Source organism: Enterobacter sp. ZOR0014 (assembly GCF_000798855.1).
GTDB classification, from domain to species: domain Bacteria; phylum Pseudomonadota; class Gammaproteobacteria; order Enterobacterales; family Enterobacteriaceae; genus Enterobacter; species Enterobacter kobei.
Genome location: NZ_JTLF01000157.1, coordinates 1 through 14,239 on the forward strand (window position 1 = coordinate 1; position 14,239 = coordinate 14,239).

Here is a 14,239-nt window from a genome sequence, read left to right on the forward strand (position 1 = left end):
GAACATTTCTAAAAATGTTAAATAATAGGTATACGGAACTTTTTTTTTCATATGCCTGACAGACTTCACACTTGTAAGTTTTCAGCTACGTTGTAGACTTTACATCGCCAGGGGTGCTCGGCCTAAGCCGAAGATATCGGTAGATTTATATTTGACCACGCCCCCCGGTGAAGGATTTAACCGTGATTCTCTACTTGAGACATTCATGGCGAATTTTGGATGATAACGAGGCGCAAAAAATGAAAAAGACAGCTATCGCGATTGCAGTGGCACTGGCTGGCTTCGCTACCGTAGCGCAGGCCGCTCCGAAAGATAATACCTGGTATGCAGGTGGTAAACTGGGCTGGTCTCAGTTCCACGACACCGGCTGGTACAACAGCAGCCTGAACAATGATGGCCCTACTCACGAGAGCCAGCTTGGTGCAGGTGCGTTCGGTGGCTATCAGGTTAACCCGTATGTTGGTTTTGAAATGGGTTACGACTGGTTAGGTCGTATGCCATACAAAGGCGACAACGTTAATGGCGCTTTTAAAGCTCAAGGCGTACAGCTGACCGCTAAACTGGGTTACCCAGTAACTGACGATCTGGACGTGTACACCCGTCTGGGTGGTATGGTATGGCGCGCTGACTCCAGCAACAGCATCGCTGGCGACGACCATGACACCGGTGTTTCCCCAGTATTCGCTGGTGGCGTTGAGTGGGCTATGACCCGTGACATCGCTACCCGTCTGGAATACCAGTGGGTTAACAACATCGGCGACGGTGCTACCGTTGGCGTTCGTCCAGACAACGGCATGCTGAGCGTAGGTGTTTCCTACCGTTTCGGCCAGCAGGAAGATGCAGCACCAGTTGTTGCTCCAGCGCCGGCTCCAGCTCCAGAAGTACAGACCAAGCACTTCACTCTGAAGTCTGACGTTCTGTTCAACTTCAACAAAGCGACTCTGAAACCAGAAGGCCAGCAGGCACTGGATCAGCTGTACACCCAGCTGAGCAACCTGGATCCTAAAGACGGTTCCGTAGTGGTTCTGGGCTTCACCGACCGTATCGGTTCTGACGCTTACAACCAGAAACTGTCTGAGAAACGTGCTCAGTCTGTTGTTGATTACCTGATCTCTAAAGGTATCCCAGCTAACAAGATCTCCCCACGTGGTATGGGCGAATCTAACCCAGTTACTGGCAACACCTGTGACAACGTGAAAGCTCGCGCTGCACTGATCGACTGCCTGGCTCCAGATCGTCGCGTAGAGATCGAAGTTAAAGGCGTTAAAGACGTTGTAACTCAGCCAGCGGCATAAGTTATCGTCTTATAAAAAAACCCCGCAATGCGGGGTTTTTTATTATCTGAAGAAAAACACAAATCTACTTTTTGCCCAGCAACGCCTGAAGGTCGTTTTTCAGCGACGACATTTGGTTAGCATACTTCTCTTTATGTTCGGCATCCTCAATCAACTGCACGATGGTTTCCGACAGCGTTTTACCACGCCGTTGCGCCAGCCCAGCCAGACGCTGCCAGACCACGAACTCCAGATCGATTGATTTTTTACGCGTGTGCTGATGCTCAGCATTAAAATGCCGTTTGCGTCGCGCGCGGATCGTTTGCTTCATCCGGTTTAACAACGCGGGATTGATGTGTTTCTCAATCCAGCCGTTAACCTGTACCGGTTCATTCTCGAGGGTCAGCAAAATATCCACGGCTTCTTGTGCAGCGCTGGCTTCGATGTAGCAGGTGATCAGCTCCCCTTCACGGTGCTTTTTGACCAGGTACTTCCATTTCCAGCCGCTTTCGAGATTTTCCAGTTGTTGATATTTCATTGCGATCTCAGTGTTACCACGTAACTCTGTTCAGAATATCAGTTTTTTGGCAATCTGCTGAAAAGAAATCATATCCTGTGAGTCAATGCAGCCATTCCCGCTGTCGAAATACCCAATCCTGCTTGGGTAGATCCCCCCGCTTACGGTATACTCCACGCTTTTACATCTGACTAAAAAACATCAACTTTGACGATTACGAAACTTGCATGGCGTGACCTTGTTCCGGATACCGAGAGCTATCAGGACCTGTTTTCACAGCCCGAACTCGCAACAGAACATCCATTCATCCTTAGCGATACGCAACCCCGTTTGCATTATGCGCTGGAGCAGGCGTTAAGCCCATGGGCGACATCGCCCTTCATGCTGCTGAAAGCCCCCGAAGAGGCGGAATATCTGACGCTTCTCGGGGACGCTATGCGCCAGTTGCGCCCGGAAGCGAACGCGGTCTTTGGCGGCCAGTATCGTATCGCGGGAGATAAGATCGCCTTCGAACCGGCGGACCAGGCCGATGACCGTTTTGCAGCGACAGGTGAAGTCATTACCGCTAACTGGGTCGAGGCTGAACAACTCTTTGGCTGTCTGCGTCAGTTCAATGGTGAGCTTTCACTGCAACCGGGTCTGGTACATCGCGCAAACGGCGGCGTGCTGATCATCTCTCTGCGCACCCTGCTCTCGCAGCCGCTGCTGTGGATGCGCCTGAAAACGATTGTGACCCAGCAACGCTTTGACTGGGTCGGTTACGATGAGTCTCGCCCTCTGCCGGTCTCCGTGCCGTCAATGCCGCTGTCGCTGACCGTCGTGCTGACGGGCGATCGTGAATCGCTGGCTGACTTCCAGGAAATGGAGCCGGAACTGGCTGAGCTGGCGGTTTACAGCGAATACGAAGACAACATCCAGGTAGCCGATGCTGATGACATGGCACAGTGGTGTCAGTGGGTGCTGGCCGTTGCGGAACGCTTTGCATTGCCAATGCCTGCCGCTGACGCGTGGCCGGGTTTGATCCGCGAAGCGGTTCGTTATACCGGTGACCAGGAAACCCTGCCGCTCAGTCCACTCTGGATAGGCAAGCAGCTGCGTGAAGTGGGTGTGATCAGCGGTAAAGGTGCGTTTACTGGCGAACAGCTCACGCAGATGCTGGCGCAGCGTGAGTGGCGCGAAGGCTATCTTGCTGACCGTATGCAGGATGAAATTCTGCTGGAACAAATTCTGGTCGAGACCGAAGGTGAACGCGTCGGCCAGATTAACGCCCTGTCCGTGATTGAATTCCCTGGCCACCCGCGCGCGTTCGGGGAACCCTCACGCATCAGTTGTGTTGTGCATGTTGGCGATGGCGAGTTCACCGATATTGAACGCAAAGCCGAGCTGGGTGGCAACATTCACGCCAAAGGCATGATGATCATGCAGGCGTTTTTGATGTCTGAGCTGCAGCTTGAGCAGCAAATCCCCTTCTCCGCCTCGCTGACGTTTGAACAATCCTATAGCGAAGTGGATGGCGATAGCGCCTCTATGGCGGAGCTCTGCGCCTTGATCAGCGCCCTGGCAGACGTGCCGATCAACCAGAACCTCGCGATCACCGGTTCGGTCGATCAGTTCGGTCGTGCTCAGCCTGTTGGCGGTCTGAACGAAAAAATTGAAGGCTTCTTCTCTATCTGTCAGCAGCGTGGTTTAAACGGCAAACAGGGTGTGATTATTCCAGCACCCAATGTACGCCATTTAAGCCTTAGCCAGGCTATTCTGGACGCGGTTGAGCAGGAACAATTCGCCATCTGGGCCATCGAAGGGATTGAGGATGCACTACCCTTACTGACAAACCTGGTATGGGATGGCGAGGGGCAGACGACCCTGATGCAGACCATCCAGGAGCGAATTGCTCAGGCGACACAGCAAGATGCTCGCCACCGTTATCCATGGCCGTTACGCTGGCTGGGCTGGTTTAATTCAAACTGATCGGACTTGTTCAGCGTACACGTGTTAGCTATCCTGCGTCCTTCACTAAAATAAGGCTTACTGAGAACATGGTAGATAAACGCGAATCCTATACAAAAGAAGATCTTCTTGCCTCTGGTCGCGGTGAACTGTTTGGCGCGAAAGGCCCACAGTTACCGGCCCCGAACATGCTGATGATGGACCGTGTCGTGAAAATGACCGAAACCGGCGGCAACTTCGATAAGGGTTACGTAGAAGCAGAACTCGATATCAACCCGGACCTGTGGTTCTTCGGTTGCCACTTCATTGGCGATCCGGTAATGCCTGGCTGCCTGGGCCTGGATGCCATGTGGCAGCTGGTTGGCTTCTATCTGGGCTGGCTGGGTGGTGAAGGCAAAGGCCGCGCACTGGGCGTGGGCGAAGTGAAATTCACCGGCCAGGTTCTGCCTACAGCGAAGAAAGTGACCTATCGTATTCACTTCAAGCGCATTGTTAACCGTCGCCTGATTATGGGCCTGGCGGATGGCGAAGTGCTGGTAGATGGTCGTCTGATCTATACCGCGAACGACCTGAAAGTTGGCCTGTTCCAGGACACTTCCGCATTCTGATTTTGCGTTAAGCCCTCCCTGAAAGGCGAAACCTCCGCAGTGCGGAGGTTTCTTTCTTTAAAGAGACGTTATCAGGCAATGAGTGCCCTGTCGCCGATGGCTTCTCGCCAGCCTCCAAGCCATTGTGACCTTTGATTTATCGTCTGATAAGGACACATTTCTTTAGAACGTCCAGCGATGCCGGCCTGATAACCACGTTGATGAGCCCGTTCCAGGCGATCTCGTTTCTGTCTCTTCATGCCTCGTTTCCCTCATTCTTTTGTCTGGTGGAAAGAAAACAGTGTCTGCACTAAATGTACAGGCACAGATAACGAATACCCCGAATTCATTGCAGCGTCAATGTTCAAAATTCATACGGGTGTCATATTTGTGAGCTAGCCAGAAGATCATTTGTACAAAAAGTGTGACCCGGCACAAGTAACAACCTGAAGCCAAAACGAAAAAAAAACCGCAATCAGCGACAGGCCAATTGCGGTTTTTGATGATGAATTTTACTTATGGCAGCCGGGAAATCTCCCTGGCGATACTGGCTGACTCCTGCGCCCAACCCTGAGCAAGGACTTTCACCATTTCATCATAGCCATCTTTCTGCTGCTTCAGTTCCAGATGGAAAGGACGCTTAATCAGCTGTCCCTGATGATTCAGCAGCCACTCTCCGCTGATGATAACGGCACCGTCATACCGACCATGGAAGCCCGTTACCGTGACGTTCAGCGTATCCTGATCGCTACCCAGTGGCTGGGAAGCGACAACCCAGCCCGGAAGCTGGCTGCTCAGATTTGCCACCAGCGTATTGCGCAACTGCTGATCCAGCGGGCTGGCCCACAGATTATTGTTGGCGATGGTGTACTGTACATCGCTGGTCTGGTAGACCACCCCATTGCCAGCCAGGTAGTCCGGCACGGCAACTTGCTCAACCCACAGCAGACGGTTGCCTTGCGAAGCGGTACTCTGGGTACCTGCCTGCGCCATCAGCGGTAGCTGATAGTAGCTTTTCGTTTCACTTCCTGAGCTACAGGCCGTAAGTACCATCGCTCCTACAATCGCTAGCCATTTTTTCATTGTTTCGCCCTCTTCGGCTCAGGATCCTTTTTATCTTTCGCTTCAAACACCAGCGCGTTGCTCTTCTCGTTGAGCGTTTTCAGAACCGGCTGCAGTTCGCGCAAGACCTGATCAAGACGCTGCATATCTGCCACCATCTTGTTGTACGCCGCCGAGCCTGGCTGGAAGCCCTGCATACTGCGGTTCAGCTCACGCAGCGTTTTCTGCATATCCTGCGGCAACTGCTGCATGCTCTGGCTTGCAGTGAGCTTATTGATGTTATCCAGCGTGGTTTGCAGGCGTTGCATCGTCGCCTGGCTCTGATGTAACGAACCTGTCGCGGCTTCAATCATTGGGTTCAGCGGCAGATTGTTAATCTTATCCAGCGTTTCCATCAGACGCTGCTGGATCTGAGCCAGTCCGCTGCTCACGGTTGGGATGATTTTATAGCCACCGAATTCACGAATGCCGGTAATCGGCGGTGCTTTCTGATAGAAATCCATATCCACATACAGCGCGCCGGTCACCAGGTTGCCGGTCTTCAACGACCCGCGCAGACCACGTTCCATCAGTTGAGAGATATGCGTGGCAATATCCTGGTTCTCGCCAATCTGGTTGATCAGACGTTCTGGTTCGATACGAATCAGCACCGGAATGCGGTAATCATCATCCAGGACCTGCTGCAGACCAGGCACAAAGAACGGTACTTGCCCAACCGTACCGAGACGAATGCCGCGGAACTCAACCGGCGCTCCCGGCTGCAGGCCACGAACGGAGTCTTTAAAGAACATCAGGAAGTCAACGTGATCGGTGTAGAGCGCATCCTGAATGCTTTTTTGATCGTCAAACAGGCGGAAAGCGGTGTTCTCCGCAACCGGCTGCCCCAGATCAAGACCTTCCGGCACGTCAAAACTTACGCCACCGCCAAACAGCGTTGTCAGGGAGCCCATTTCAACACGCATGCCTGCCGAGGTCAGATCGACCGCGATGCCGCTGTCTTTCCAGAAACGGACATTGCTGGTAACCAGACGATCGTTAGGTGCATTGATGAACAGCTGATAGCTGATGGACCTTTTCTGTGGGTCAAACGTGCTTTTCTCAACCGAACCCACACGATAACCGCGGAACAACACCGGATCGCCCGCCGTGAGCTGACCCGCTTTTTTACTGTCTAAAATCACGCGGATACCTTTTGCATCCGGCGGAGCTAGCGGCGGTGAATCCAGAAGCTGATATTGCCCCGGCTGGTTACCTTTTGTACCCGGCTGGAGTTCAATATAGGCACCTGAAAGCAGCGTTCCTAAGCCGCTGATCCCTTCGCGCCCCACCTGCGGTTTAACCACCCAGAAAACAGAATCGCCATGCAGTAGTTTTTCCATGCCGGCATTCAGGCGCGCCTTGATCTCCACATGGGTTAAATCGTCGGTCAGGGTTGCGCTTTCCACCACGCCCACATCCACGCTGCGGCTTTTGATGGTCGTTTTACCGCCCTCAATCCCCTCGGCATTGGTGGTAATCAGCGTCACTTCCGGTCCCTGATGGCTGTAATGATAAAACAGGATCCAGGCACCGATCAGCGCCGTCACGATGGGGAAAATCCACACCGGTGACCAGTTTTTGACCTTCTGCACTTTCGCCTCTCCACTCTTATTTTCCATGCTCTTACTCTTCCTCATGGCTTGATTCAGGCTCACGATCCCACGATAAACGAGGGTCGAAGGTCATGGCCGCAAACATGGTCATAATCACGACCAGCGCAAACATTAAAGCCCCCATCGCGGGATAAATACTCATCAAACCGCCCATCCGCACCAGCGCAGAGAGAACGGCAATTACAAACACGTCGATCATTGACCAGCGACCAACAAACTCGACCACCTCATAAATCAGATGCATGCGTTCGCTGTCGCGCTTTCCGTGACCTTTTGCATCCCAGCAGAGCCAGGCAATGGCGATCATTTTTAAGGTGGGTACCATAATACTGGCGATGAAAATCACGCCGGCGACCGGATAGGATCCTTCGCCCCAGAGCAGGATCACCCCCGCGAGGATCGTCGAGGGCATTTTGTCACCGAGCAGGTCGGTGATCATAATCGGCAGAATATTGGCGGGAAGATACAGCATGACGGATGTCACCAGCAGCGCCATTGTCCACTGCAGGCTGTTCTTGCGACGGACGTGGCCTTTCGTTTCGCAGCGCGGACACACGTCGAGATCGGCGGGCAGCACGGCGGTACAGCACGGACAGGAACGCAGCCCCTGGCGGATACCCGGCACACCGACCTTCACCGTCTGTGCAAGCGTCGGTGCCGGGGCGATATCGTCCCACGCCCAGCGCCTGTCCACGCACTGGAAGGCGCGCAGCTGCAGGATGCAATACAGGCACCAGGGCACAAAGCTACTGCCAATCCCGACATCGCCATACGCCATCAGCTTCACGAAACTGACCAGTATCCCGGCCAGAAAGATCTCAGCCATCCCCCAGCTTTTGAGCTGGAAAAGGACACGCGCGAGCCGGATTTTCAGTGATGTCGGCATCCTGACGCGGTTGACCAGCAGAAGAATGACCACCAGGCAAAACGCCGGGACTATCTGGACAAACAGCAGAAAAAAGGTGCCGAGGCTGGCGTAATCTTCCGAGAACATCACGCCCGGGATTTCAAGCAGATCCACCTGGCTTGTCATCCCCCCCACCTTCATATAGATGAAGGGGAAGAGATTGGAGAGCAGCAGCATAAATAATGCCGCCAGTGCGTAAGCAGTGGGACGCTGCCTTGGCGCGTCCCACTCGGTCGTCAGCGTTGCGCCGCAACGTGGACACAGGGCTTTATGTCCGTGACCCAGCTCTGGCAACGCCACGAGCATATCGCATTGCGAGCATAATATATGCCTGTCGGCATGGTGCTGGTCACACATATGTTATCCCTGTTTATGCGCCGTTCTTCAGAGACTCAAGGTACTCCCAGCGCTCAAATGCTTCTTCCAGGGCTTTTTCAGCCGCGGACAGTTCAGCCAATACTTTCTGAGTATAGTCATGCGACTGGGTAAAGAATGAGGCATCAGCAACCTGTGCCTGAAGATCTTCAAGCGCCGCCTCCAGCTCTTCCAGACGCTGAGGAAGCCCCTCCAGTTCGCGCTGCAGGTTATAGCTTAGTTTAGCCGAGCTTTTCTTGACTGTTTCTGCTTTTGTTACAGCAGGTTCAGCACTTGTTTTGGACTTTGACTGTTTTTGCGCCAGAGACTGTGACTGCTGCCCTTTTGCATCGTGGTAACCGCCCACATACTGTCCAATTCGCCCTTCCCCTTCGAAGATCCAGCACTCGGTCACGGTATTATCAACGAACTGACGATCGTGGCTGACCAGCATCACGGTTCCCTGGTACCCGTCGATCAGCTCTTCCAGCAATTCCAGCGTTTCGACATCCAGATCGTTCGTCGGTTCATCGAGGATCAGCAGGTTGCTTGGCTTCAGGAACAGACGTGCCAGCAACAGGCGGTTACGTTCCCCGCCGGACAGGGCGCGAACCGGCGTCATCGCACGTTTCGGATGGAACAGGAAGTCCTGCAGGTAACCCAGCACATGGCGCGGCTTACCGTTTACCATGACCTCCTGCTTACCTTCAGCGAGGTTATCCATTACCGTGCGGTCCGGATCCAGCTCCGCGCGGTGCTGGTCGAAGTAGGCCACTTCAAGTTTGGTGCCGCAGTGAATACGGCCGCTGTCAGCCTGCAACTGGCTCAGCATCAGCTTCAGTAATGTGGTTTTGCCGCAGCCGTTCGGGCCAATCAGCGCAATTTTGTCGCCGCGCTGGACCTGAGCAGAGAAATCTTTTACCAGCACTTTGCCGTCAACCTGATAGTTAACGTTTTCCATTTCGAAGACAATCTTGCCGGAGCGGGATGCCTCTTCAACCTGCATTTTGGCGCTGCCCATCACTTCGCGGCGTTCGCTGCGCTCGCGGCGCATCGCTTTCAGGGCACGCACACGGCCTTCGTTACGGGTACGGCGGGCTTTGATGCCCTGGCGGATCCAGACCTCTTCCTGCGCCAGTTTGCGGTCAAACTCAGCATTCTGCAGCTCTTCCACGCGCAGGTTTTCTTCTTTCTCCAGCAGATAGGTATCGTAATCGCCAGGATAAGTGACCAGCTTACCGCGGTCGAGATCGACAATACGGGTCGCCATATTGCGAATAAACGAACGGTCGTGCGAGATAAAGATGATGGTGCCGCTGAAGGTTTTCAGGAACCCTTCCAGCCAGTCAATGGCTTCGATATCCAGGTGGTTCGTCGGTTCGTCCAGCAGCAGCACTTTCGGCCCGCTGACCAGCGCGCGGCCCAGGGCCGCTTTACGCAGCCAGCCGCCGGAGAGCGCAGACAGCTCCATATCCGCTTCCAGACCAAGCTGGGCCAGCACTTCATTAATGCGGTTTTCAAGCTGCCACAGGCCGTGGTGATCGAGCATCTCCTGCACTTTTGCGAGCTCATTGAGATTCTTGTCGCTCGGGTCGGTCATGACCAGATGCGAAATCTCGTGATAGCGCTTCAGGTATTCCGCCTGCTCAGAGATCCCCTCCGCCACGAAGTCGTACACGCTGCCGGTGACATGGCGCGGCGGGTCCTGCTGGAGGCGGGAGACAATCAGATCCTGCTCGTACACGATGCGGCCGTCATCCAGCCCCTGCTCGCGGTTGAGGATTTTCATCAGCGTGGATTTACCCGCGCCGTTACGGCCCACCAGACAGACGCGTTCGTTATCTTCGATATGCAGCTCTGCATTATCGAGAAGCGGTGAGTCACTGAAAGAGAGCCACGCGCCGTGCATACTAATTAAAGACATTTATTATTCCTTTCAGACCGCGGTAATCAACCAGCAGTTATGGATTTGACGGTTACGGGCGAAGTCCTGAGACAGCGTTTTTTGGCTAATTTCTTGTGCTTTCAGTCCCAGGGCTGCTAAACCGTCGTGATCCATACGGAAGCCGCGTTTGTTGTTCGAGAACATAATGGTGCCGCCTTTACGCAACAGGCGCTTCAGGTCGGTCATCAGGCGCAGGTGGTCGCGTTGAACGTCAAAGCTATCCTCCATGCGCTTAGAGTTGGAGAAGGTCGGCGGATCGATAAAGATCAGGTCGAACTGTTCATCAGTATCACGCAGCCAGCCCAGCACGTCGGCCTGCATCAGGCGATGCTGGCGCCCGGTTAAACCGTTCAGACGCAGGTTACGCTCGGCCCACTCCAGGTAGGTACGCGACATATCCACGGTAGTGGTACTGCGCGCGCCGCCGAGGCCGGCATGCACACTCGCGCTGCCGGTATAAGAGAACAGGTTGAGGAAATCTTTCCCCTTGCTCATCTGGCCGAGCATACGGCGGGCGATACGGTGGTCAAGGAACAGACCGGTATCGAGATAGTCGGTCAGGTTAACCCACAGGCGGGCGTTATATTCGCCCACTTCAATGTAGTCACCCTTCTCGCCCATCTTCTGGTACTGGTTTTTGCCCTTCTGACGCTCGCGCGTTTTCAGTACCAGCTTGTTCGGCGCAATGCCCAGCACGGCGATGGTGGCCGCAATCACGTCCAGCATACGCTGACGCGCTTTTTGTGCATCAATGGTTTTTGGCGGAGCATATTCCTGAATGACGACCCAGTCGGCGTAGCGATCAACCGCCACGTTGTACTCCGGCAGGTCGGCATCGTACAGGCGGTAACATTCAATCCCTTCCTGCTTCGCCCACTTCTCGAATTTCTTCAGATTCTTACGCAGACGGTTGGCGTAATCTTCCGCCACGCCGGTTGGCTTACTGTCCGCCGCTTTTTCTGCCAGATGGTAGTTTTTCTGCACACAGTCCAGCGGACCGTTTTTCGCTTTAAACTGGCGATCGGCGCGCAGTTGCAGACAGCTCAACAGCTCCGGCGACGCGCTGAACAGAGACAGATTCCAGCCGCCAAAATAGTCTTTCATATTGCGGCCCAGCAGGCTGTGCAGGGCGATCAGCGCCGGTTCGCTGTCCAGACGCTCACCGTATGGCGGGTTACTGATGACGGTACCGTACGGGCCTTTCGGCAGCGGGTTGGTCAGGTTCGCGACATCTTTCACGTCGAAGGTGACCAGCTCACCGATACCCGCTCGACGGGCGTTGCTTCGCGCACGTTCAATCACGCGCGGGTCGCTGTCCGAACCATAGAAATGCGAGGTGTACTCTGCCAGGCCTTTACGCGCACGGCTCTGCGCGTCATCTTTGACCTCTTTCCAGAGGGCTTCATCATGCTGCGCCCAGCCTTTAAAGCCCCAGTGACCGCGGTGCAGCCCTGGCGCACGGTCGGTAGCCAGCATTGCGGCTTCAATCAGCAGCGTACCGGAACCACACATCGGATCGAGCAGCGGTGTGCCCGGCTGCCAGCCGGAGCGCATCACAATGGCTGCGGCAAGGGTTTCTTTGATCGGCGCCATCCCGGTGCGATCGCGATAGCCACGTAAATGCAGACCCGCGCCGCTCAGATCGAGAGAAATGCTCGCCGTGTCGCCGTTCAGCCAGACGTTGATACGCAGGTCCGGATTTTCGCGATCGACATTAGGGCGTTCCTTATTCTTGCGGGTGAAGCAGTCCACAATGGCGTCTTTCACGCGCAGCGCACCGTACTGACTGTTGCGGATCTCATCGTTCACGCCGTTGAAATGCACCGCAAAGGTGGCATTTGGGGTGAAGATCTCTGTCCAGTCGATCATCTGTACGCCGGTATAGAGGTCAAGGTCGCTATAGACCTTGCACTCCTTCATCGGCAGCATGATGCGCGACGCCAGACGGCTCCACATCAGGCTCTGGTAAATAAGCCGCGTGTCGCCCTCAAAATGGACACCACCCTGAACTACCTGGCACTCTTGCGCACCCAGGGCTTCCAGTTCAGTTTTTAACAGCTCTTCCAGCCCACGGGCCGTACTGGCAAACAGAGAATTCATATCGTCACTTTTACTCTTAGAAAATTGTCGCGCATTATAGCTAATATGGCGTGTATGTCATAAAGTTGAAGGCTTATTTTCATTTGCGGGAGTATGCAGTGGCGACGTTATCCAGGCTTTTTATTCATCCGGTGAAATCCATGCGCGGCATTGGCGTTTCTCACGCACTGGCAGACATGAGCGGATTTGCCTTCGATCGTATTTTTATGGTCACCGAGCCTGACGGTACGTTCATCACCGCGCGCCAGTTCCCGCAGATGGTTCGCTTTACCCCTTCCCCGCTTCATGACGGATTGCATTTGACCGCGCCGGACGGTTCCAGCACGGTGATTCGCTTTGCTGATTTTGCGCCCGTCGACGCGCCAACGGAAGTCTGGGGTAACCATTTTACCGCGCGCATCGCCCCGGAAGAGATTAACCGCTGGCTAAGCGGCTTCTTTTCCCGCGACGTGCAGCTGCGCTGGGTGGGGCCTGAACTGACGCGCCGCGTGAAGCGCCACGATGCCGTTCCGCTTTCCTTCGCCGACGGCTTCCCGTTCCTGCTGACCAACGAGGCATCGCTGCGTGATTTACAAAACCGCTGTAAAGCCAGCGTGCAGATGGAGCAGTTCCGTCCGAACCTGGTGGTAACCGGTGCCGATGCGTGGGAAGAAGACACCTGGAAAACGATCCGCATTGGTAGCGTCATCTTTGATGTCGTCAAGCCGTGCAGCCGCTGTATCTTTACCACCGTGAGTCCGGAAAAAGGGCAAAAGCACCCCTCTGGCGAACCGCTGAAAACGCTGCAATCGTTCCGCACCGCCCAGGATAACGGCGATGTCGATTTCGGCCAGAACCTGATCCCCCGCTCCAGCGGTGTGATCCGCGTGGGCGATGAGGTCGAAATCCTCGCCCGCGGACCTGCGAAAGTGTACGGCGCCGGTCAGGAAGAAGAAAGCGTTGAAGTTGAGACGAACGTCGCCTCTGCCGTGGATATTCACTGGCAGGGCAAAATTATTCGTGGCAACAATCAGCAGGTGCTGCTGGAGCAACTGGAACAGGCCGGTATTCGCGTACCGTATTCTTGTCGTGCGGGAATCTGCGGATGCTGTCGCATCAAGCTGGTAGAGGGAGAAGTGACTGCGCTGAAGAAATCGGCAGTGGGAAACGACGGCACAATTCTGTGCTGTAGCTGCGTACCGAAAACATCCGTACAGCTGGAAGCTTAAACCGCCTGTTCGAGGCTGAAGGAATCGACACGCACCTGTGGCTTCAGCCTGTCATTCATGACTTTGATCGCATCCCCTAACTGCATTACGCGCCCGGCAATCGTCACGCCGGGTTGCGCCAGCAGACAAAGCGCAGCATTTTCGCCCGGCTCCACCACTAACAAACTCACCTCTTCGGCGGTATCGCTCAGATTGACGCTGGCCGCATCACCCGTTGCTGGCGTCCAGTTCATGTCGTGCGGCAGGAAATGCCAGCTTTTCGGCATTTGCGGTTTCAGGAAACGAATCGCCACCAGCGCATTTAATACCAGCTCGGCACGCTGCTCTTTAGAGAGCACCAGATCGCGACATTTTTCTTCAAAGGAGAAATAAAGTGCAGCATCGTCAACGCAAAAGCCCGAGGGTGAAAACGCGTCCGGGGTTAACATTCGGCGGGCAAAACGAGAACGAAACAACATGCCATTGGCTAAATCGAGCATCATACGATCGTGCTCGTCGCAAAAATACCAGCGCCAGTTATCGTCAGGTTTAATTCGCATGTTTCTCTCCCGTCCCCAAACGTCCTGTACTAAAAATGTCCTGATTGTCGCTTCGTTTATAACACCATTAATAAAAGACCAGAATGTCTAAATAAGCAACAGTGACGGAATATAAAACAACCAGGGCTGGAAATAAAGCCCTGGTTC

At 54.4% G+C, this 14,239-nt stretch carries 12 protein-coding genes; 4 read left to right on the plus strand and 8 right to left on the minus strand.

Annotated features, from left to right (window positions below):
• The first annotated feature begins 239 nt into the window (after window positions 1–239).
• On the plus strand, window positions 240–1,295 hold the full coding sequence (gene ompA, locus L977_RS08000; RefSeq protein WP_014883252.1) for a porin OmpA: 1,056 nt from the start codon (window positions 240–242) through the stop codon (window positions 1,293–1,295).
• A 64-nt stretch (window positions 1,296–1,359) separates the two neighbouring features.
• On the opposite strand, the gene matP is transcribed toward ompA, so the two are convergent.
• Window positions 1,360–1,812, minus strand: a complete 453-nt coding sequence (matP, locus tag L977_RS08005) for a macrodomain Ter protein MatP (RefSeq protein ID WP_023332611.1) — start codon at window positions 1,810–1,812, stop codon at window positions 1,360–1,362.
• A 186-nt stretch (window positions 1,813–1,998) separates the two neighbouring features.
• On the opposite strand from matP, the gene L977_RS08010 reads away from it, so the two are divergent.
• Both L977_RS08010 and fabA read left to right on the plus strand, forming a co-directional pair.
• Complete coding sequence (locus L977_RS08010) at window positions 1,999–3,759, plus strand: AAA family ATPase (protein WP_014883250.1); 1,761 nt, start codon at window positions 1,999–2,001, stop codon at window positions 3,757–3,759.
• 68 nt (window positions 3,760–3,827) lie between these two features.
• On the plus strand, window positions 3,828–4,346 hold the full coding sequence (gene fabA / locus L977_RS08015; protein WP_000227926.1) for a bifunctional 3-hydroxydecanoyl-ACP dehydratase/trans-2-decenoyl-ACP isomerase: 519 nt from the start codon (window positions 3,828–3,830) through the stop codon (window positions 4,344–4,346).
• Between the two features lie 71 nt (window positions 4,347–4,417).
• Here fabA and rmf read toward each other — a convergent pair whose 3' ends face one another.
• From rmf to rlmKL, 6 genes are all read right to left on the minus strand, one after another.
• Window positions 4,418–4,585 (minus strand): ribosome modulation factor, encoded by a 168-nt coding sequence (gene rmf, locus L977_RS23135; RefSeq protein ID WP_013097261.1) that lies wholly within the window; start codon window positions 4,583–4,585, stop codon window positions 4,418–4,420.
• A gap of 256 nt (window positions 4,586–4,841) precedes the next feature.
• Window positions 4,842–5,408 carry a membrane integrity-associated transporter subunit PqiC gene (pqiC, locus tag L977_RS08020; RefSeq protein ID WP_014883249.1) on the minus strand — a complete coding sequence of 189 codons (567 nt, stop codon included), beginning with the start codon at window positions 5,406–5,408 and terminating at the stop codon, window positions 4,842–4,844.
• A complete protein-coding gene (gene pqiB, locus L977_RS08025; protein WP_014883248.1) occupies window positions 5,405–7,045 on the minus strand; it encodes an intermembrane transport protein PqiB in 1,641 nt (546 codons plus the stop codon). The genes pqiC and pqiB overlap by 4 nt, the downstream gene beginning before the upstream one ends.
• A 4-nt stretch (window positions 7,046–7,049) precedes the next feature.
• Window positions 7,050–8,303, minus strand: coding sequence for a membrane integrity-associated transporter subunit PqiA (gene pqiA / locus L977_RS08030; RefSeq protein ID WP_032637056.1), 1,254 nt, complete (start codon window positions 8,301–8,303; stop codon window positions 7,050–7,052).
• A 13-nt stretch (window positions 8,304–8,316) separates the two neighbouring features.
• Window positions 8,317–10,224: an ABC transporter ATP-binding protein gene (locus L977_RS08035; protein WP_014883246.1), complete on the minus strand. Its 1,908-nt coding sequence runs from the start codon at window positions 10,222–10,224 to the stop codon at window positions 8,317–8,319.
• A gap of 12 nt (window positions 10,225–10,236) precedes the next feature.
• Window positions 10,237–12,345 (minus strand): bifunctional 23S rRNA (guanine(2069)-N(7))-methyltransferase RlmK/23S rRNA (guanine(2445)-N(2))-methyltransferase RlmL, encoded by a 2,109-nt coding sequence (gene rlmKL / locus L977_RS08040; protein WP_023332608.1) that lies wholly within the window; start codon window positions 12,343–12,345, stop codon window positions 10,237–10,239.
• Between the two features lie 98 nt (window positions 12,346–12,443).
• Here rlmKL and L977_RS08045 point away from each other — a divergent pair, with 98 nt between their 5' ends.
• Window positions 12,444–13,553: a YcbX family protein gene (locus tag L977_RS08045; protein WP_014883244.1), complete on the plus strand. Its 1,110-nt coding sequence runs from the start codon at window positions 12,444–12,446 to the stop codon at window positions 13,551–13,553.
• On the opposite strand, the gene zapC is transcribed toward L977_RS08045, so the two are convergent.
• Window positions 13,550–14,092, minus strand: a complete 543-nt coding sequence (zapC, locus tag L977_RS08050; protein WP_014883243.1) for a cell division protein ZapC — start codon at window positions 14,090–14,092, stop codon at window positions 13,550–13,552. The genes L977_RS08045 and zapC overlap by 4 nt on opposite strands.
• Window positions 14,093–14,239 lie beyond the last annotated feature (147 nt).